At 70.2% G+C, this 20,309-nt stretch carries 15 protein-coding genes and 4 pseudogenes; 14 read left to right on the top strand and 5 right to left on the bottom strand.

What is annotated here, in order from left to right:
• The first annotated feature begins 29 nt into the window (after positions 1-29).
• Positions 30-869, top strand: coding sequence for an LURP-one-related family protein (locus tag ACZ4N5_RS32400; protein ID WP_467760594.1), 840 nt, complete (start codon positions 30-32; stop codon positions 867-869).
• 204 nt (positions 870-1,073) lie between these two features.
• Here the strand turns inward: ACZ4N5_RS32400 and ACZ4N5_RS32405 are convergent, their stop codons facing one another.
• Both ACZ4N5_RS32405 and ACZ4N5_RS32410 read right to left on the bottom strand, forming a co-directional pair.
• Complete coding sequence (locus ACZ4N5_RS32405) at positions 1,074-2,045, bottom strand: DMT family protein (RefSeq protein ID WP_467760595.1); 972 nt, start codon at positions 2,043-2,045, stop codon at positions 1,074-1,076.
• Complete coding sequence (locus ACZ4N5_RS32410) at positions 2,042-2,962, bottom strand: phosphatase PAP2 family protein (RefSeq protein WP_467760596.1); 921 nt, start codon at positions 2,960-2,962, stop codon at positions 2,042-2,044. Before ACZ4N5_RS32410 ends, ACZ4N5_RS32405 begins: the two co-directional genes overlap by 4 nt.
• Before the next feature lie 263 nt (positions 2,963-3,225).
• On the opposite strand from ACZ4N5_RS32410, the gene ACZ4N5_RS32415 reads away from it, so the two are divergent.
• On the top strand, positions 3,226-3,843 hold the full coding sequence (locus ACZ4N5_RS32415) for a TetR/AcrR family transcriptional regulator (RefSeq protein WP_467760597.1): 618 nt from the start codon (positions 3,226-3,228) through the stop codon (positions 3,841-3,843).
• A gap of 212 nt (positions 3,844-4,055) precedes the next feature.
• Here the strand turns inward: ACZ4N5_RS32415 and ACZ4N5_RS32420 are convergent, their stop codons facing one another.
• The gene (locus tag ACZ4N5_RS32420) at positions 4,056-5,057 is read right to left on the bottom strand and encodes a DUF2510 domain-containing protein (RefSeq protein WP_467760598.1); all 1,002 of its coding nucleotides are present in this window, start codon (positions 5,055-5,057) and stop codon (positions 4,056-4,058) included.
• Between the two features lie 581 nt (positions 5,058-5,638).
• Here ACZ4N5_RS32420 and ACZ4N5_RS32425 point away from each other — a divergent pair.
• The 6 genes and pseudogenes from ACZ4N5_RS32425 to ACZ4N5_RS32450 form a co-directional block, all read left to right on the top strand.
• A complete protein-coding gene (locus ACZ4N5_RS32425) occupies positions 5,639-5,881 on the top strand; it encodes a hypothetical protein (protein ID WP_467760599.1) in 243 nt (80 codons plus the stop codon).
• 633 nt (positions 5,882-6,514) lie between these two features.
• Positions 6,515-7,993 (top strand): annotated as a pseudogene (locus ACZ4N5_RS32430) (ISAzo13 family transposase); the annotation flags it as partial.
• Between the two features lie 13 nt (positions 7,994-8,006).
• Positions 8,007-8,414, top strand: a pseudogene (locus ACZ4N5_RS32435) (transposase); the annotation flags it as partial.
• 31 nt (positions 8,415-8,445) lie between these two features.
• Positions 8,446-9,117 (top strand): class I SAM-dependent methyltransferase, encoded by a 672-nt coding sequence (locus ACZ4N5_RS32440; RefSeq protein WP_467760600.1) that lies wholly within the window; start codon positions 8,446-8,448, stop codon positions 9,115-9,117.
• A 60-nt stretch (positions 9,118-9,177) separates the two neighbouring features.
• On the top strand, positions 9,178-9,936 hold the full coding sequence (locus ACZ4N5_RS32445; protein WP_467760601.1) for a CHAT domain-containing protein: 759 nt from the start codon (positions 9,178-9,180) through the stop codon (positions 9,934-9,936).
• Between the two features lie 99 nt (positions 9,937-10,035).
• Positions 10,036-10,179, top strand: a pseudogene (locus tag ACZ4N5_RS32450) (helix-turn-helix domain-containing protein); the annotation flags it as partial.
• A 261-nt stretch (positions 10,180-10,440) separates the two neighbouring features.
• On the opposite strand, the gene ACZ4N5_RS32455 reads toward ACZ4N5_RS32450, so the two are convergent.
• Both ACZ4N5_RS32455 and ACZ4N5_RS32460 read right to left on the bottom strand, forming a co-directional pair.
• Positions 10,441-10,941: an NUDIX domain-containing protein gene (locus tag ACZ4N5_RS32455; protein ID WP_467760602.1), complete on the bottom strand. Its 501-nt coding sequence runs from the start codon at positions 10,939-10,941 to the stop codon at positions 10,441-10,443.
• A 36-nt stretch (positions 10,942-10,977) separates the two neighbouring features.
• A complete protein-coding gene (locus tag ACZ4N5_RS32460) occupies positions 10,978-12,339 on the bottom strand; it encodes a tetratricopeptide repeat protein (RefSeq protein ID WP_467760603.1) in 1,362 nt (453 codons plus the stop codon).
• Between the two features lie 228 nt (positions 12,340-12,567).
• Here ACZ4N5_RS32460 and ACZ4N5_RS32465 point away from each other — a divergent pair, with 228 nt between their 5' ends.
• From ACZ4N5_RS32465 to ACZ4N5_RS32490, 6 genes and pseudogenes are all read left to right on the top strand, one after another.
• Entirely contained in the window at positions 12,568-13,317 is a 750-nt protein-coding gene (locus ACZ4N5_RS32465; RefSeq protein ID WP_467760604.1) for a hypothetical protein, read from the top strand.
• An 81-nt stretch (positions 13,318-13,398) separates the two neighbouring features.
• Positions 13,399-14,310, top strand: coding sequence for a phosphotransferase family protein (locus tag ACZ4N5_RS32470; RefSeq protein WP_467760605.1), 912 nt, complete (start codon positions 13,399-13,401; stop codon positions 14,308-14,310).
• The gene (locus ACZ4N5_RS32475; RefSeq protein ID WP_467760606.1) at positions 14,311-15,003 is read left to right on the top strand and encodes a class I SAM-dependent methyltransferase; all 693 of its coding nucleotides are present in this window, start codon (positions 14,311-14,313) and stop codon (positions 15,001-15,003) included.
• 30 nt (positions 15,004-15,033) lie between these two features.
• The gene (locus tag ACZ4N5_RS32480; RefSeq protein ID WP_467760607.1) at positions 15,034-15,615 is read left to right on the top strand and encodes an HAD domain-containing protein; all 582 of its coding nucleotides are present in this window, start codon (positions 15,034-15,036) and stop codon (positions 15,613-15,615) included.
• A gap of 46 nt (positions 15,616-15,661) precedes the next feature.
• Positions 15,662-15,988: an AlbA family DNA-binding domain-containing protein gene (locus ACZ4N5_RS32485; protein WP_467760608.1), complete on the top strand. Its 327-nt coding sequence runs from the start codon at positions 15,662-15,664 to the stop codon at positions 15,986-15,988.
• Positions 15,989-17,558: 1,570 nt separating this feature from the next.
• A pseudogene (locus ACZ4N5_RS32490) lies at positions 17,559-20,225 on the top strand (ATP-binding protein).
• Positions 20,226-20,309: the final 84 nt, after the last annotated feature.

The raw sequence follows: 20,309 nt of genomic DNA on the forward strand, positions 1-20,309 counted from the left end.
TTGCGGGCATGTCACGGTAGTGTGCCCCGGTGACCACGCATTCGAACACTCCTGCAGGTTGGTACCCGGACCCGAACGGGACCCCCCAGACGCAGCGTTACTGGGACGGCTCGCAGTGGACCGACCAGCAGGCTCCGGCCGCACAGCAGGTACCGCAGCAGGCCCAGCCGCCGCAGCAGGCGTTTCCTCAGCAGGCTGCGGCCCCCGACCCGCGGGTTCAGCGTCAGGTGCAGCAGCAGGCCGGGGTGGCGCCGAGCGGCGTCGGCGGCGGCACGCTGTTCACCGAGCCGGTCCTGGTGGTGAACCAGAAGGCCAAGCTGATCGAGCTGACCAACGAGTACAAGGTCATGGACCAGCAGGGCAACCTGATCGGCTCGGTCGTCGAGGTCGGGCAGGGCGTGTTCAGGAAGATCCTGCGTTTCGTCTCCAGCCTCGACCAGTACCTGACGCACCGGCTGGAGATCCGTGACGCGCACGGTCAGCCGCAGCTGCTGCTCACGCGCCCCGCGAAGATATTCAAGTCGCGGGTGATCGTGACGCGTCCGGACGGTTCGTCCGTCGGCGAGATCGTGCAGCAGAACATGATCGGCAAGATCAACTTCGCGATGAACGTCAACGGCCAGAAGGTCGGCGCGATCAAGGCGGAGAACTGGCGTGCCTGGAACTTCGCGATCGTCGACCACACGGAGAACGAGGTGGCCCGGATCACGAAGACCTGGGAGGGCCTCGCCAAGACGATGTTCACGACGGCGGACAACTACGTCCTGCAGATTCACTTCCAGCTCCCCGAGCCGCTGCTGAGCCTCGTCGTCGCGACGGCGCTGACCGTCGACACGGCGCTCAAGCAGGATTCCCGCGGACTGGGCTGACCGGTCGCGGTTGTACGGAAGGGCGGTCGCGGATCTCTCCGCGACCGCCCTTCCGTTTGTTTCCCGTCGGAGACGTGAGCCGGCCCTTCCTCGTCACGTGAGCCGGCCGCTCCCGGTCATGTGAGCCGGACATTCCCGGTCTCGTGAGCCGGCCCTTCACAGTCGTACGAGCCGGCCGTTCGCAGTGATGCGAGCTGCCCGTTCCTACAGCGACGTGAGATGGCCCGAGTTGGGTTGCTGGGGCACCAACGAGGGTTCGTACGCCGCCGATCCGGGCGCCAGCGCCAGCACCGCGGCGACCGGGTGGTCGTCGTTGTCCATGAAGGCGTCCAGGGGAGCGTCCACCGGGGTCGCGGCCGGCTCGGGCGCCGAGCGGGACAGCGTCACCACGCCCCACCCGGCGATCGACGCCCCCGTGAGCGCGAGCAGCAGGCCCGCCGAGCCGCCCTGGAGGCGTTCGCCGAGCATCGACAGTCCGATCACCGCCGCGGCCAACGGGTTGGCGAGTGTCACGACGGCCAGCGGGGCACCGAGTCCGCCCTGGTAGGCGGTCTGCGACAGCAGCAGTCCGCCGGCCGCGAAGACCGCCACGAGCAGCGCCACCACGACGACTTGGGCGCTCAGCAGCGAGTCCGAGCGGTCCGTCGCGGCCACCGTCACGGTCTGGGTGAGCGCCGACGCCACGCCCGAGGCGAACCCGGAGGCCGTGGCGTGCCGCAGGCCCGGCCGCGCACCGCGCGACAGCCCGCCGATGAGTACGGCGGTCGTTCCCGCGACGGCCAACGCCTGCGGCAGGCTCAGCACATCGTCCGGCGCGGGTCCGGACGCCGTGACGAGCAGCGCTGCGAGACCGATCAGTGTGAGTGCCGTGCCGCGCCACTCGACCGCGCTGACCCGCCGTCCGGCGATCCGCGCGCCCAGCGGCACCGCCGCCACGAGCGTGAGCGCCCCCAGCGGCTGGACCAGCGTGAGCGTGCCGTACTTGAGGGCCGCGACGTGCAGCAGTGCGGCCGAGGCGTTGAGTGCCACCGACCACCACCAGGCGCCGCGGGCGAGCAGGCGCAGCGTGCCCGAGCCGGCCGACCGGGCGGCCAGCCGCTCCTGGGCGACGGCCGCGGAGGCGTACGCGACGGCGGAGAAGAGGGACAGGACGACGGCGGCGAGCGTCGGGTTCATCGCCCCGCTCCCACGAGTTCGGGCAGATCCTGTACGGGGATCTCGGTGCGCCCGCGCGCCTGGCCGGCCCCCACGGTCGTCACCGTCCGGTGCGGCGGATGGACCACGGCGAGGGCGATGCAGAGCAGCGCGGTCGCGACGATCGCGTCGAGCCAGTAGTGGTTCGCGGTGCCGACGATCACCAGCAGGGTGAGCAGGGGATGCAGCAGCCACAGTGCGCGAAGGCGCGACCGGGTCGCCGTGATCAGGCCGATGGCGACCATCAGCGCCCAGCCGAAGTGCAGCGACGGCATCGCCGCGAACTGGTTCGCCAACGCGTCGGTCGCCGGGTGGGCCCCGTACACCGTGGGCCCGTACACCTGGCCGGTGTCGACGAGACCCGCCTCGGCGAGCAGTCGCGGCGGTGCGAGCGGGAACGTGAGGTGCCCGACCAGGGCGGCGGCGGTGACGAGGGCGAGGACCCGGCGAGCCCACACGTAGTGTGCGGGGCGCCGCAAATACAGCCACACCAGGAAGGCTGCCGTGGCCGGGAAGTGGACGGTCGCGTAGTAGGTGTTCGCGATGTGCACGAGCGGGTCGCTGTGCAGCAGCGTGGCCTGTACGGCGCCCTCGCCCGGCAGGTGCAGGGACCGTTCCCAGCCCCAGACGCGGTGCGCGTCGGCGAAGGCCTCGTCGGTGTGGCCGGTGGCCAGCAGACGGCCGGCCTTGTAGACGACGAAGAGCCCGGCGACGAGCAGCAACTCCCGCAGGAGCGGCGGGCGCGCCGCGGTGTCGTCCGGATCCGGACCCGTGTGCGGCTGCGGGTGCGCCCGAGCGGCCGTGTCGCGTGACGCGGCCGTGGGTATGGCCGCGTCGGGCGGCTCCGGTTCTGAAGCGGACTCGGATGCGGAATCTGCAGGCTCGGTTCGGGAATCCATCCCCGGCCCCCTTGCTGACGGTCTGGTGTCGAGTGGTGCGCGGTGAGCCCAGGACAGGATCCACTCGGCCTCCGTGTGCGGGAGGAGTGGATCCTGTCCGAGACTCATCGATACGGCAGTGTACCGATACGCAAGGGTACCGATACGCAAAGGTACCGATACGCGAGGGTACCGATACGGATGCGTACCGGTACCCTCGCGTATCGATTACACTGGGCGCAAGACCGCACCGGCCCGAGCCGGATCGAGCGAGGAGAAGCGCCATGACGTCGCAGGCCGCGGACGGACCGGAGACGGTCGTCGCCTCGCGCCGCTCCAAGATCACGCCCGAGCGTGAGCAGGAGTTCTACGACGCGGTGCTCGAACAGATCCGGGAATGCGGCTACGAGGCGCTCACCATGGAGGGCGTCGCCGCCAGCACCCGGTGCAGCAAGTCCACGCTCTACCGGCAGTGGAAGTCGAAGCCCCAGTTCGTGGCCGCCGCGCTGCGCAACAACCGCTGTCCGCGGTTCACGGGGATCGACACCGGCTCGCTCGCCGGAGACCTGCGCGAGGCGGCCAGGGCCGCGGGCGAATGGTCGGCCCGGGACAGTACGCAGTTGCTGCAGGGCCTGGGCAACGCCGTGATGCAGGACAAGGAGCTCCAGCAGGCGCTCCGTGACGCGCTCGTCGAACCCGAGGTCGCCGAGCTGCGGCAGATGGTCAGCCGTGGTGTCGAGCGCGGCGAGGTCGCCGCCGGCCACCCGGCGCTGGAGTTCATTCCGGCCCAGATGCTCGGCGTCCTGCGGGTGCGCCCGCTGCTGGACGGCCAGTACGCGGACGCGGCGTATCTCACACGGTTCGTGGAGGCGGTCGTGCTGCCGACGCTCGGCCTCACTTAAGACTCAGGCCGCCGTCCGTGGGATGACCGGACGTCGGCCTGTAACGCGCCGCACCGTGGGGACGGGGGCGGCGCGCACCCCCGGCCGGGTGGGGTTCCCCTTGAGCGGAGGGGCGCTCCACCCGGCCGATCCATGTCCGAGGTGTCCGAGGTGTCCGAGGTGTCCGAGGTGTCCGTGCAGGGCCGGGACAGGGGTGCCCAGCGGCGGTGGTCCTAGACGTTCTGACCGTTGCCGGTTCCGGCCGCCACCTTGATGCCCTTCGTGATGGTGTCGATGATCGACTGCTGGGGGGCCTTGGAGCTGACGTCGACGCCGAAGCGGACGACGACGAGCGAGGCGGGGTCGGCGGGGGAGGGGAAGACCAACGATTCCACGTAACCGTCGTCGCCCTTGCTCGTCACGACCTTCCAGCGGACCAGATAGCCTTTCTCACCGGCCACCGTGACCGCCTTCGAGGCGAGCTGCGTGTGCGAGGTGATCGAGCCGTACCCCTTGCCGTACGACTCGGTGGCGTTCTTGGAGATGTCCTCCTTGGCCGCCGCCTCCGCCGTCGTTGACTTCAGCTTCTGCGCCTTCGCCGGAGCCGAGTACGCGCCGCCGCGCTGGCACTTCTGCGAGGTGTCGCCCGGGCATTCGTAGGTGTCCTTGGTGGAGACCGCGGCCGTGCCCGCGCCGTCCTGGCCGGTCCAGCCGTCGGGCACCGGGATGCTGATGCCGTTGTAGACGTCCGTGGCGTAGCCGTCCTCGGTATGCGGCTGACCCGACGCGCCGGGCGACGGCGTCCCGCCGCCGAAACCACCGGAGCCTCCCGAGTCGCCGGGAGCACCGCTCGGACCGCCGGAGCCGCCCTGGCCGCCGCCGGGTCCGCCCGGTCCGCCCTGGCCGTTCGACCCGCCGGGTCCCTGGGAAGCCGCGCTGCCGCCGCCTCCGCTGTCGTTGGTCAGCGCGTACACGCCGCCGCAGATGCCCGCGAGGACGGCGATCGCCGCCGTGACGGCTATGCCCGTGCGCAGCCCGCGCCGCTGGCCACCCGGGGCGTGCGCCGGATACGGCCCGGCCTCCGGCGGGTGTGCCGGGGTACCCCATACGGCCGCCGACCCGACGGGGCGGACCTGGTCCGTCCATGCCTCACCGTCCCACCAGCGCTCGGTGGCGGGAGCGTCATTCGTCTGCCCGGGGTCGGGATACCAGCCGGGGGGAGTTACCTGCGTCATGGGCCCACCGTATGAGCCCAGGGTGAAAGGCGGATGAGAGGGTTCCCCCGGAGGCCACTCCGGGAGATGTCGCGAGTGCCCTGTGGTCGGGTGTCGGAAGCCGTGGTTGGGGGAGGCGCCGGAAAGCGATGTACCTGGTGGGGGTTTCGTGGTCGGTCTCGTGGTCGGGGCGGCCGTGTCTACGGTGGAAAGCAGATCGGGGCGCTCTCGTCCGCCACATCGGGAGGGTGTCCGAGCATCCCGTGGCCGCGCGGGATCTGGCGCCCCTGCCGGCGGGTACCCGCCGGCCTCGAACCTGGCGTCGTGCGGTCGGGGGAGCGTCTGCGTGGGGGAGTCGCTCTTTGCGGTGCGCTGGTGACGTAGTGCCGTGAACGGGACCGGACGCCGCAATGCGCAGATCATTGCGCAGCCCCCTTTCTGTTGTGCAGTGCGTTTGCGCAGTTTCCCTGCGCAGCGCGCAGCAGGGAGGGAAAGCTGCGTCGTCGTTTGGTGATGTTGTTGACGTGGTTGTGGTGGCATCCGTTCTGGTCGGGGGTTGGCTGTGCGGGCGGAGTTGCGCAGTCGGGCCCGCGCTGGCGTGGATGCGCAGCGGTGAAACGGCGCGGCCTGCGCAGCTGACCGTGCGGGAGGAACAGATCCTGCGCATCATCGGCTTGTCCATCGAGGGGCTGACCGTGTCGGAGATCGGTGCTGTAGTGGGACTGCGCAGCAAGGGGTTGGTGGCCTACCGCCTGCGCAATCCGGAGGGGGCGGTGCGCTGTTCCGCGACGGATGGAACTGGCGCACCTGCCGGCTCCTCTCGCCGGCGGCGTACTCGCTGGTGATTGGGTCCTGCACCTGATCGCGCGCACAGCGGCCACGGGAATCCGGAGCGCGGCCGCTCCAGTACGTGCGGGCGACGATCAGCGCCGCGCGTTCGCGCCCCCTCACTCGGAGCCGGGGCGCTATCCGCCACGTCCTGGGGACCCAGCCCGGCGGAGGAGGGACGGGGCGACGTTCGCCAGGCGTTCTCGTGCGCCTCCCACGCATCCAGCGGTTCGGTCGACCACGACACCCGCTGGAAGAGCGTCCGCAGATCTGCGCGGACCTGACCGAGTTCGTCCTGAACGTCGATCAGAGCCGTACGAAGATGCCACGGCCCGACGGAACTACCGTTCGAACCACATCTCTTGCACCGACTCTTGCCGCCTCTCCTGCGAGATCTCTTGCGACTTCTCTTGCGCGAGGATCACCCACATCACGGAATCCGTGCAGGTCCCCTCCCTCGTGCGGGCGTGGTCGGTGCTCTGACATCCCCGTTGCGACCGCTTTTGCCTTTGGCTGAATGAAGGAGAAGGAGGGGCGGGAGGGCGGCGCGGACGCGGCCGGGGACCGGGCGTGCTCACGGGTGTTGCGCGCCGGGCGGAGCCGTGGGCCCCGGCTGCTGGTCAAGCGGCGCACGATGGCCAGGGGCTGGCGGTGGTCGAAGCCAGGCCGGCCGCGAGTGGCGGCCCAGGGGTGAGCCGGTCGAGGTCGAGGACCATCACTTCTTCTTCAGCGGCCCGGACGTTCAGCAGGCGATCCCGTACGGGATCTACGATATCGCCCGCAACACCGGCTGGGTCAACGTCGGTGTCGACCACGACACGTCGGTCTTCGCGGTGGAGTCCATCCGCCGCTGGTGGCGCTGTCGCGGCAGCCTCGACTACCCGAAGGCGTCACGGCTGCTGATCACCTCTGACGCCAGCGGCTCCAATGGCTACCGCTACCGGGTCTGGAAGAGCGAACTGGCTGCCCTGGCCTCCGAGACGGGCCTGACGATCACGGTGTGTCACTTTCCTCCGGGCACAAGCATGTGGAACAAAATCGAACACCGTGGCAGGTCGCTGACCAGCCACGAAGTCGTTATCGAGACGATCTCCGCCACCCGCACCCGGGCTGGTCTGCGCGTCGAGGCCCACCTGGATCCCGGTGCTTACCCCACCGGCATCGCGGTCAGCAAGGACCGCTTCGCCGCGCTGCCGCTGGTCCGACATGAGGTTCACGGCCAGTGGAACTACACCCTGCTGCCCGAACCCTCCGCGCCACAGGTGTCGCCCGCCGGCGAGGCACACGGTGTCGCCGACCGCCGCCGCGAGCTTCTCACCCGTCTCGCGAACCCACGCCTGACCGGGCTGGGTGGCATGGAACTCGCGGACCTGTGCAGTGAGTTGGCCCCGCTGCAGGCCGCCCGGGCCCAAGAACGCTTCAGCGAGCAGCGCGGCGGACGCGCCCGGCGTGCAACCGGAAATCAGCGGGCCAAGCCGCTGTTCAACGACGCCACCCGGGTGATGCTCACCCTCCTCTACCAGCGCCAGGTCTGCTCGATGAAGCTGCTGGGCGACATGCTGGAGGTGACCCCCACCTGCATCGGCCACCTTGTCGCCGAGACCCGTCGGGTCCTGGAGGACCACGGCCACCGGCCCGGTTATGCCCCCAACCGGTTCACCACGGCGGCCGCGCTGATGGCCTTCCTCGACACCGACAGGACCCCGCCGCGCACCCGGATCATGGAGAGCCTGTCCCAACCGCGGCTTACCGGCATGTCTCGCACCCAGTTGGACGCGCTTGCTCGCCGCCTCGCCCCACGCCAGATCGCCCAGGTCGAACGCGCCTCCTACCAGCGCCGGGGCGCCGATCGCCAGCCGGGCAGCCGCGGCGGCGTCTTCCCGCAGAAGCTCGGCGACAGAGAACGCGTCGTTGTCGCGATCCTCTACCTGCGGAAACTGTGTACCCTGGATGTCCTCGCCGATGTGCTGGGGAACGTGAGCAGGTCCTCGATCGGGAACGTCGTCCGCGAGATCCGGCCCCTGCTTGCCGAAGGCGGACTCCTCCCACCTCCGGCCACTACCCGCTACCGCACCGCCAACGAACTCCTCGCTGCCGCGGATGAAGGCCCAGACACACCGACAAGTTGATTCTTTACGGCTTCACAAAACGGCCAATGTGCTCAACGCGATCCCGAAGTCGGCCCAGTCCAGCGCGCGGAAGGCGCTGCAGGACATCTACAACGCCGAGGACCGCGAGCATGCAGTCAAGGCTGTCGCCGCATTTGAGAACACCTACGGCGCGAAGTGGCCCAAGGCCGTCAAGAAGATCACCGATGACGTCGACGAGCTGCTGGCGTTCTACGACTTCCCGGCCGAGCACTGGGTTCACCTGCGCACAACGAATCCCATCGAATCGACCTTCGCGACGGTGCGGCTGCGGACCAAGGTCACCAAAGGCGCCGGTAGCGCGGCCGCCGCGCTTGCCATGGTCTTCAAGCTCGCCGAGTCCGCCCAGGCACGCTGGCGAGCGGTCAACGCACCCCACCTTGTCGCCCTCGTCCGCGCCGGACCCGCTTCGAACGCCGATGGAGGCATCCGACGTGTCCGATCTCGACAGCCAGACCGCTTACTGGGACGCCGCCGCCACGACGAAGCGATTCACGCACCCGCTGTACACACCATGGCTGGACAACGTCGAACGAAGCGCCGCGATCCTCGACTACGGCTGCGGCTACGGCCGAACCCTGGACGCGCTGGAACAGCAGGGCTTTGACAACCTCTCCGGCGTCGACACATCACCGGGGATGATCGCCCGGGCCCGCAGCCTGCACCCCGCGATGCGCTTCGCGGTGCTGGACACGCCGCCGACACTGGCCTGCCCGGACGCGAGCATCGACGTGGTCGTGCTCTTCGCGGTGCTGACCTGCATCCCAAGCGACGACGCACAGCGGCTGCTGATCGGCGAGCTGCACCGCGTGCTCAAGCCCGGCGCACTGCTCTACCTCAGCGACCTGCTGCTACAAGACGACCAGCGCAACCGCGACCGCTACGTGAGGTTCGCCGAGCCCTACGGCACCTACGGGGTGTTCGAGACCGGCGACGGCGCAGTGTGCCGCCACCACCCGAGCGGCTGGTTCACCTCCCTGCTCGCCGGTTTCGAGACCATCGACACCCGACGAACCACCGTGACCACGATGAACGGCAACACATCGGCGGGCCTTCAGATCCTGGCCCGCAAGCCGGCCCCACGTCACCAGCCCCCTACCCACTGACCCTGCGGCCGGACAACGCATCCACAGATATTGACAATTACTCTCCCCCTCAGCGACCCCGTGGGACGGATTTCCCGAGAGGGATGGCCTATCGCCCGCGAGAACGCCGCACCCGAAGCGGCCACACTCACCGTCATCCAGGCCGAGACCCTCACCCTCGAAGCCCTCCAGCAGTCCGTGGCCGAACACCGCCCCGACATCCTCGTCATCAGCGCGCACGGAACGATGGACGGCAACATCGCCGCGCTCGCCATCGGCGACGCACCACACTGGGACCTCGGCCTCGACCGCATGCCACCTGTGGTCATGCTCAGCGCCTGCCACGTCGCACCCCGCGGATCCGGAGCCGTGGCCATCACCGATCTCTTGCTGCGGGAAGGCGCCCTGGCAGTACTCGGCACGCAAGTCCCGGTCGAGGTCACACGCAACGCCGTCTTGATGCTCCGGTTCCTGGTGTACCTCGCCGAAGAGATCGCGAAGCCCGGGCAGTTCGCCACCATCCTGGACGTATGGCATCAGGTACAGATGTCGAACGCGGTCAACGACATCCTCGACGGAAGCCCCAGACTCAAGGCGCGGGCCACCAGCACCACCATCAACGGCCGCTCTGTGATTGCAGAGTTCATGAGTAGCCGGGCCGCCGGCCGGCTCCGTCTGCCGCACGTCTACGAGGACACCGACGTGTCCTGGGCGAGATCGCCGACGAGCAGGGCCAGGGAGACCGCGTACGCAACTGGTTCCGCAGGCCCGGCTACGTCCCCGAGTCGCTGTTTTACGTCTTCGCGGGCCGTCCCGACCGCATCTATCTCTCCTCCCTGAGGCAACAGGCCGAACAAGCGCGCCCCCAACGGTAGCTGTCCGGCCTTCCGCTACTGCCTAGGGTGACGGTGATCTCGCTGGCGGGCGCATCCCGGTGTCATGCGGTATCCCGATGGGGGTGGCCTGACCGCGAAACTACGGGCTCAGCGGGAGCAAGTACGGTTCGAGGCTGCCGAGTTAGTCACGCAAGGGGTGACGCCGCCGCAGGTCGCGCGGCAGTTGCGGGTCTCGCGGAAGTCCGCCTTGACCCGGTGCCCTTGATGAGCGGCCAGCTGTCGTAGCCAGCCCGCAGGGAGAGCTTGTCCACGCCGATGATATCCGCCCGCCAGTCCCGGTCTTGGGCTGCGGCAGTGTCACGGAGAGGACGTCACGGAGGTCATCGGGGGTGCGCACCTCGTGCACGGTGACCGACGGGCCCGTACGGGGGCGCGTCATGCAGGCGCCTGTCCCGCCGGGCCTGCTTCGCGCGTTTGACGTCTCGTCCCATGAGGGGCATCGGCGTTCCTATCGCCAGCCGTCGAGGGAGACTTCCGGACCACCTGCGAGGTAGCGGCGGAGGGCACTGGCGGTGGTGTCCACGAAATCCGTGGGGATGGCGTCGGCATCGACCCAGCGGACCTGGGCGTGCTTGCGCGGTTCGCGGTTTTCGGGTTCGCCGGTCCACTCGTGGGCGGTGAAGACGACGGTGAGGAAGCCGTTGGGGGCCTCCACGCCCCAGGCGCCGTGGATGATGTGGGCGACCTTGAGTGACTCTGGCTTCACGGTCAGGCCGGTCTCCTCGTACAGCTCGCGTACGGCGGTGTCGGTGATGGGCTCGCCGGGCTCGCTTTTGCCGACCGGCAGGTCCCACATGCCCTGGGCGAACTTGGCGTTCTGGCTGCGCTGGAGGAGGACGATCCGGTTGGCGGCCTTGTCGTGGACGATGACGGCAGCGACCAGCAGAGTCATGGATGCGAGGGCGGGCGGCAAGGCTTTGGGCTGGTCGTCGGTCTGCGGCTGAGCCACGGCTGAGGTCCCTTCGTCGGCCGGTTGGTGGGCAGCTTAAGCCAGTGCTCCGCGTGCGCGGCGGGCGAGTTCGGCGGCTCCGGGCACTTTGCGGCGCTGGTAGACGGACAGGGTGGAGCGGAGTGAGGTGATGGCCTTGCGGGTGCGGTCGGAGGTCATGCCCTGCATGAGGATCAGGGCCTGGGACCAGGCGGCGACGGCCTCGTCGGCGCGGGCCTGGGCGGCCAGGCTGTCACCGAGGTCGGCATACGTGAGGGCGTGGACGCGCTTGTACTTCTCGGGGTCCCAGCGCACCAGGGCGTCGCGGTGTTGCTGCTCGGTGCCGATGTGGTCGGCGAGGTCGGTCAGCGTGCGGGCGGTGTGACTGGCGACGGTGCCGGCAGCAGGGCCGCTGACACAGGAGTAGGTGGGCTGAGGGCCGTCGTCCCGCAGGAGGGCGTCTTCGGCGGCGAGAAGGGCGCGGGCTGCGGCGGGCTTCTCGCCGGTGGCGGCGTAGGCGCGGGCGTGGGTGATGTGGAGCAGGGCCTCGGTCTGGCCATCGATATGGCCGAGGCCGCAGGTGAGGGCTCCTTCGACGAGGTTGACGCAATGGCGAGGCTGCTTGAGGCTGAGTGCCTGGTGGGCGAGGGCGCGCATCATCCAGGCGGCATGGCCGTGCGGGTCGGCTTCGCAGGCGAGCTGGTAGCCGATCTGGTAGTAGCGCTGGGCGGCACCTTCCTGGCCGAGGTCGTGGTGCTTCCAGCCCGCCAAGTAGGCGAGCTCGGCCACGGCGGCGAAAGCTGCCCGGCGTAAGGCTTCGTTCGGGTACCGGCCCCGGAGCATGGGGGCGGCGGTGTCGGCGAGGTAGGCGGTGACCGTGGTCAGGCCGTGTCCACCGCCGAGGCGCTCGTCAGCCGCGCTGAAGGCCGCGGTGATCTGGCGTACGACGTCCACGTCCTCTGCTCCGACCGCAGACGTGCCGGTGCGGGCGCGGAGCATGCGGGTGGTGGCCTCGTGGTCGTGGGCGAGCGGCATGGCGACACCGGCCGTGGTGAAGGCGGCCACCGCGAGGAAGCGGCGCCGCTCGACGTCGGCGCGGCCCAGATCGGTGGCGGCCAGGACCGGATCGCGCTCGTTCGAGTCCAACTCCTCGGCATCCGGTGTCCGGAGGCCGATCTCGGTCCGCGTGACGGTGCGGCCTGCTCGGCGGGACAGCGCCTCGGCGAGGTACTGGCTAGTCCGGCCGGTGGGCTGACGTGTGCCGTTCACCCAATGGGAGACGGCCGACTTGTTGGTCTGGAGGGTCTCGCCATTCTCGGCGGCGATGCGCCGGATGTCCTTCGCCAGGACCTCGTACGTGCAGCCGATGGCGTCGATGGCGTCGCGCAGGCGGGAGTTGGGCTCTCTCTGCGCTGCCACACGATCGCCTCCACTCCGGTCCTGTAAACCGCGTATACCGTTTCGACCGCCTCCCACCGTACCCACTGTGCGTGACGGCGTGTTCACTAATCATCAGCCGCCCGGCCCCGGCCCGACACCATGGCCAGGCTTCCCCTTCGGCCGGGCGGCTCCCGAAGTTCCGTACACCCACACCGGGTTCGGGCACTCCTATGCCCTTGGGCCCGGCCGATCAGAGACGGAGACACGGTGACCACCATCGACACCGCGGCCATCACGGTCGTACTGCCCGAGGCGTTCGACGAGCGCTGGAGCCGCCTGCCCGGTATCCAGGTCGACGGCCGGCGCATCGCCATCGACCCGGCCGAGTACTTCTTCCGCTTCGAGTCCCACACCTGGCTCGTCGCCGACTGGGAGCTGGTGAAGTCCCGGCTCCTGGGCGTGGAGGAAACCACTGAGAGCGCGGTCGAGCAGCTCGCGCTGGAGTTCGTCAAGAACCATGCCGAGTCCAGCGCGGACGCCGCCCGCGTCCTCACCACCGCCTACGAGGTGTACGCGTTCCTCTTCCGCGACGAGCACCTCGTCGGCGTCGGCCTGCCGCAGATCACCGCCGACCACCTGCGGATGCTGCGCGAGGCGGCCACGCTGATGGCGCTGAACAAGGTGGAGCTGGACGGGCGCATCTCCAATGTCGGCCCGTGCTGGTTCTTCCCCGCCGCCACCTCAGTCGTCTTCGACCTGGACGACGAGACGGGCGGCATGCTCGACGAGGTTTACCACGGCGGCTGGTTCAACGAGCACCGCCGTATCGAGTCCATCAAGGCCCACGCCGCCCTCGGTGGACGGCTCGTGCACGGCTGCCAGTCCGTGCCGGACCAGTCCGGCGGCGTCGTGGCGCCCTACGGTGCCTCGATGGGCGCCTTCCGCGACGACCTCGCGGCCTTCAAGGCCGGATGGCTCGAGCAGGTCTACGCCCACCGCGTGACCCCGGCCGCGTAGCACCACCACTCAGCACCGGCTCCGGGGCGGGCCGACTTCCCTCACCCGCCCCGGACGTCACCCACCGCACGGGAGCCCTTTATGGATACGACTCTCAACACCGACCTCTTGGACAACCTCCTGACCATCACCGGCCGGTGCGTCGCGAAGAGCGAGGAGGTGCGCGTGTGGTCCATGTCCGGAGTCGAGCGCCTGGCCTTCACCGACGGCACCACCGCCGTCTTCAAGTACGCCAAGAGGCCGTTCGAGAGCGAGGACCAGACGCTTAGGCTGGCGGACAACCGGGGTGTCCCGGTGCCCGCCGTGCACGCCTCCGCGGTCGTGGACGGCTGGCTCGGGATGCTGCTGGAGGACCTCGGCGTTGCCGTACGCGAGGCCGACGACCTCGACGGTGCTGCTGCCGCCGTGGTTTTGCATCGCGCCCGCACGGCCGCCGCCCTGCCCATCATCGACCGGGAGCGGCTGCGCAACCTGCCGAGCCGGGCCCTGGAACACCTCAGCCGGCTCCGCAAGGCCGAGCGGTGGCAGGATGCGGACGACGTCGAGGACGCGCTCGACTGGATCGCCCAGGCCGCCGAGGCACGCTCGGCCGGTGCAACGGTGGCTCCATTCGGCTGGGTGCATTCCGAGTTCCACCCCACCAGCCTCCACATCGGCCGGCACGGCTGGCGGCTGCTGGACTTCGCCCGCGCCTTCACTGGCCCCGGACTGCTCGACCTCGCCAGCTGGCACGGCACCCTCGACACCCCCGACCCCGTGCGCATGCGGGTCTTCCTGGACACCTACGTCACTGAGGGCGGCACCCCCGACGCCCTCTCCGAACGCGGGGGCCTGCCCGCCGAGAAGTGGGCACTGGGCTGGCACCGCATGTGGGCCGTCGAGTGGTTCATGGAGCAGTCCGTCCGCTGGATCAACGACCCAGCCACCGACCCCGCCTACATCAACGCCGTCCGACGGCACCTCACCGACGTGCTTCACCTCCTGGAGGTCTAGGTGCTTGCCCAGGCTTCCCCCTGGTACGTCCACGCGCTCCAGCGCACCACTGCCGCCCCCGCCGAGCCGCTGGCCGTACCCGCGAGGATGGAGTGGACCACACGGCCCGGCAGCGGACCCAACGCCGAGATCCTCGGCCCGGACCTGCGCCGCAAACGCGTGCTGGAACTCGGCTGCGGTCCCGGCCACAACGCCGCCCACCTCGCCACCCGCTACGGAGCCCAGGTCACCGCCGTCGACCTCGTCGGCCTCCAGATCCGCCGGGCCCGCTCCCACTACGGCCGGCTGAACAACCTCACCTTCGTCGCCGGCCACGCCCTGCACTACCTGCAAGCCTCCGACGAACGCTTCGACGCCGTCTACTCCGTCTTCGGAGCCGTCGGTCTCGTCGCCCCCGAGCTCCTGCTCCCGGCCATCGCCCGACACCTCCCACGCGGACGCACCCTCGCCTTCTCCGTCCCGCACCCCCAGCGCGGCGGCCTGCACCCCACCACCGACGACCGGCCCCGCCGCGACTATGTCACCCTCCCCGACCGCACCCGACTGCCCATCGCGCGCTGGGACTTCGACGCCGACCGCTGGGAGAAGCACCTCGGCCACGCGGGCCTCTGGCTCAGCTCTGCCAAGGAGTTCCATGACGCCCGCCACGGCCTCTGGCCCACCACCCTGCTGATCACCGCGCGCAAACTCTGACCCTCATCCCGACTGCCTTGGGAGACACCGATGCGCCCGCCGCCCTACCTGCTCCTCGACATCGACGGCGTCCTCGTACCCTTCCCGGACGCCGAAGGCGACAGCCCTGCGACCCACACCCGCCACGACGTCGTGCCCATCGGCCGGAGCGCCGACGACCCGGTTACGGTCTGGCTCAACCCCGCCCACGGCCCCCTGCTGATGCAGGTGATCCGGACCGGCCTGCTCACGCCTGTCTGGTGCACCAGCTGGCGTCAGGACGCCACCACCCTCATCGGCCCGCTCCTTGGCCTGCCGCCTCTGCCGTACGTCGACCTCCCGCGTCCGCAGATCACCACCAGCCACCCTGACGGTTACCTCTGGAAACGCGACCACGCCGACGCATGGCTCGGCGATGCGCCCGCGATCTGGATCGACGACGACTTCACCGGCCTCGACCACGAATGGGCGGCGGAACGCACCGACCGCGGCCGGGTGACCGCCCTGGTGCAGCCTGATCCCCATGTTGGGCTGCTGGCCGAACACTTGGTCGAGGTCCTGGCCTGGGCGGCGCTGCTGCCCGCCATCCAGGGCGACACCCCAGGCGTTCCCCGAGCAGCCGAAGCCGCGTAGCGGAGACGAGCCGCGGGAAGCGCTGATGCCCTCGCCTCCTCGGCTGATGGCGCTCGTTAAAGCCGACCACCCCCTGCAGATCGTGGGCCTGCCCGAGGGGGCGAACGTCGATAGGCAGGTTCTCCAGGTCGTGGGCATGATCCGGGACAACCTGGAGCCGGTGCCGTCCTACGAGCCACGCGTGATCGAACACAACCGAAAGACGATTCTCGCCATCGAAGTCTCCGGTGGGGGCCAGATGTACGCCTACCGCGACAGAGCGCGCCCGGAGTTCCCGGAGTTCTACGTCCGCGTCGGCCCCAACGCGGTGCCCGCACGCCACTATGAGATCGCCGCCGGATTCCGGCAGGCTCCGACCGGCACAACGTTCTGAGAACCGCCGCACCGGCGACGGTGCGCGCTGCTGTACCGGCGCACCGTGCAGAGACACACTGGTGCGGCCGATACCGGAACGGGGTGACGGCCGGGCCGCCTCGTCCCATTGGTCTTGTGCGTCGGCGAGTGCCCGGGCCAGTCGGGTCGTCAACAGGTGGGTGCGGGTGACCAGCACGTGCGGTACCCCGGTTGCGGCGCTCCACGCGGCCGCAGCCAGCCAAGCCGGGATCATGCCGTTCCTCGTCTCGCGCCGACCGGTCGCGCGGGGGCCGCCAGGTTGTCCTGCGGCTCGCGCGCTGCTGCTCACGGCGGCCCGCTGATCGTCGGGCCGCCGCTTCGTCGCATGTGTGCGCTACATGCCGCCGAGCTTGCTGTAGGCCCAGTTGATGAGTTCGTCGTTGACCTCGGTCAGCCCCATCTGCTCCATGCCGTTGAGCATGTGTTTGGTGATGGTGCCCCAGTTTGCGGAAGTTGCCGTGCGCCGCGGCGCGGTCGATGCCGCGGATCTTCTGCGGGTCGACGCCCGCCCACAGGGAGTGGAACGCCGGCAGGGTGGCGAGGACCTCGTCCTCGGACATGCGCTGGAACTTCTGCCAGATGAAGATGCGCAGTTCCAGGCGGTAGGTGATGTCGGGGGCGAGCTTGCGCAGTGCCGAGTTCACCGACATGGTCTTGCCGTCGCCGGCCGAACCGTAGGCGCACATCATGGCCTTGGCCTCGATCGTCGCCTGGATGTTGTCCAGCGTCGTCATGAGCGTGTCGGTGGCCACCAAGTGGGCGTCCAGGTGGTGGAAGTGGTCGGCGCTCTCCGGGGGGAGCTTGCCGTAGTCCATGTCGCCGTTCACGCATTCTCCTTGGGATTGTCGGGGTCCGGCTCGCCGGTGCCAGGCGGGACCGGGCGTGCCCAGCCGTCCGGGACGGGCTGGTGCGGGATGTAGCCGGGATTGGCCTACCTTCGGCCGGAGGCGGCCCACCCGGAGAGCTCTGCCTCGGCTTCCGCCTCGGTCAGCGCGCCCAGGCGCTCGGGCGGGGCGGCGGTGGTGGCCGTCGAGCAGCCGGACGAACACAACGGCCCCACCGGACGGATGAAGAACGCCAGTACCAAGGGCGCGTATGTCTCGCGAACGCCTCGGGCTGGCCGTCGCCTTCGGAGTGCGGAGGCGGGCCACGACGACCGTCGCGGACCGGCCGTGGACGCCGAAAACTCGTACCACCCGATGAACTCGCCCACGGAGCCCGCGAGCAGGGAACTGCGGGAGTGCCGGACCGGAGGGCGCGCAGGTCACAGTCGCGCGCGGGGGCTCTCGTGCCGGTCCCTCCCGGGGCGTGCGGGGGCAGTCGATCCCGGCCCGGGGGGTCTGGACGAAGGCGGAACATTGTCTTTGTTTTCCCCGCAGTTGACAGTCGACAACTTTCGCCCGAGGCCGTCGGGCGCCCGGTGGCGTCGCCTCCGCGGCATCGGCGTCACCCGTTCCGGCAACTGCTGCCGGGTCCCGCCTCCACCGTGCCTTCCAGGAGGCTAGGCTCATTGCAGTTACGTCGTTTGGGCGACCTGGGGAGGTAGCGGGATGACGGAGGTACGGCCCGGAGCGGTCGCCTCGGCTTCCCTGTGGGAGCGCGATGAGGAGGTCGCCACCCTCGAAGAGGCGATCACCGCGCTGCGCGCGGACTCCGCGACCTCGGGCACCCTGCTGGTGCTCAGCGGCGAGGCGGGGCTCGGCAAGACCGCCCTCCTCGCCGAGGCGCGCCGGATCGCGGAGAGCAATGGCTGTGCGGTGTGGTCGGCACGCGGCGGCGAGACCGTCACGTCCGTTCCCTTCAACGTCGTACGGCAGTTACTCCAGCCAGCCCTCGTGTCGCTGCTTCCGGAGGAGGCACGCGAATACCTGGGAGACTGGTACGACATCGCCGGCCCCGCCCTCGGCATTGCGGAACCGGGCGACCGGCAGCCCGACCCGCAGGGCGTCTGCGACGGCCTGGTCGCCGCGGTGCGGCGGCTCGCGAAGCGGGACTGGCCGCTCGTCCTGCTCATCGACGACGCGCACTGGGCCGACCAGGAGACCCTGCGCTGGCTCGCCGCCTTCGCCGAGCGGCTCGACGACCTGTCCGTCCTCGTCGTCGTGGCCCGCAGGCCCGGCGGAGTCAGCGGCGAGAGCGCCCGACTGCTCGACGTGGTGGCCGCCGCGGCCCGTCCGATCTCCACCCTGAGCGCACTGACCCCGGCCGCCACCGAGGGACTCACCCGCGCCACGCTCGGCGAGCACGCCGACGCGCCGTTCTGCCGCGAGGTGTGGGCGGTCACCGGCGGCAACCCGTACGAGACGGTCGAACTGCTCGCCAAGGTCCAGGACAGCGAACTGGAGCCGAGCGAGGGCTCGGCCGCCGAGCTGCGCGACCTGAACCGTTCGGCCCGCGGCCGCGGACTCGTCGCCCGCCTCGAAGGACTCGGCATCGACGCCACCCGGTTCGCCTGGGCGGCAGCCATTCTCGGCACCGGGATCTCCCTCGACCTCGCCGCCCAACTCGCCGGAATGCCGGACGACGAGGCCTCGCGCTGCGCCGAACTGCTGGGCGCGGCCCGTATCTTGACCGCGGCAGGCTCCGCGAACAGCCAGCGGCCGGACGGCGACCTGGAGTTCGTGCACCCGCTGATCGCGACAGCGGTCTACCGCTCGATCCCGGACGCCCTGCGCACGGCGATGCACGGTCAGGCGGCCTGGGCGGTCACCGAGTCCGGACGCGGTGCGGCCGCGGCCTCCCGCCACCTTCTCGAAGTGCATCCGGACGACGATCCCGAACTCGTCGAGCAGATGCGCGAGGCCGCCCGCGAGCACCTCGCCGTCGGCGCCCCGGACGCGGCCCGGCGCTGCCTGGAGCGCGCCCTGAAGGAGCCACCGCTTCCCGAGGTGCACGCGCGGGTGCTCTACGAGCTGGGCTGTGCCACGCTCCTGACCGCGCCGTCCACGACCATCGGTCATCTGCGTGCCGCGCTCGAACGGCCCGGCCTCGAAGACACCGTACGGGTGGACGCGGTCTTCAGGCTCTCCCAGGCGCTGCTCCACAACAACCAGCTGGACGAGGCCGTCCGCACGGTCGACGTCGAGGTCGAGCGGCTGGAGCCGGGACCCGCCCGGATGCGGCTCCAGGCCGTGCACTACATGTGGGAGGGCATCCACGCGGGCGAGGAGCGAGCGGGCCACTCCAGCGGTCTCGCGGAACTCGTCACGACCTGTACCGGGCGCGACAACTCCGAGCGCGCGCTTCTCATACTGCGTGGCTTCGACGCGATGACGCGCGGCGAGAACGCCGAGGAGGTCGTGGAACTCTGCGACCGGGCCCTCGTCAACGGCCGCCTCGCACCCGGACTCGCCTGGACCGACACCGAGTGGGGCGTCGAACTCCTCCTCATGCTGGGCAGCGCGTACGCCTAAGCGGACCGGCTCGACCGGGCCGAGAGCCTGTTCAGCGAGGCCCTGCGGGCCTATGTGAAGGCGGGCTGGAGCGGCGGTCATCTGTCCCTGGCCAACGCCTACCTCGGACTCGCGCACCGCAGGCGAGGCCGCCTCGCCGACGCCGAGCACTACCAGCGCGAATCCCTGCGGCTCGCGGAACGGGTCGGACGCGGGCTGCCCCTGTACTGGTCGGCGACCTGCGGGCTCATCGACACCCTGCTGGCCCGCGGGCACGTCCAGCAGGCCGCGGAGATCGCCGAGCGCTACGGCTTCGGACCTCCGTACCCCTCCACCATCGTCCTTCCCGACACCCGCTCCGTGCGCGGCCGTCTGCTGCTCGCCGTCGGCCGCACCAAGGAGGGCATCAACGAACTGGAGGCGGCGGAGAAGGCCGCCGCCGCCCGCGGTCACCACAACACGGTGCTCGCCCCCTGGGCCGTCGACCTCGCGCGGGCGCTCTCCACTGAGGATCCGTCACGCGCCGCCGCCCTGGCAGGCGACGCCCGCCGGCAGGCCGAGCGGTTCGGTACCGACACGGCGATCGGCGAAGCGCTCCGCTGCGCCGCCGCCCTCGAAACCGGCCAGCGCGCGGTCCGGCTGGCGGCCCAGGCGGTCACGTACCTGGAAGCCTCTCCCTGCCAGTACGAACACGCGGCGGCCCGTATCGAGTACGGCATCGCGTCCCGCTCGGTGATGGAACTCAACAAGGGCCTGACACTGGCGCGCGCCTGTGGGGCGGACGGCCTGGTGGCGAAGGCGGAGGCGGCACTGGCGGGTCTGTAGCCCGCTGCCCGACACACCGGCAGCGGCAGGATCAGCCCCCTCCGGCGGTTGAGGAGCGGGGCCCGGGGCGGAGCCCCTGGTCGG

Source organism: Streptomyces sp. NPDC026500 (genome assembly GCF_055567635.1).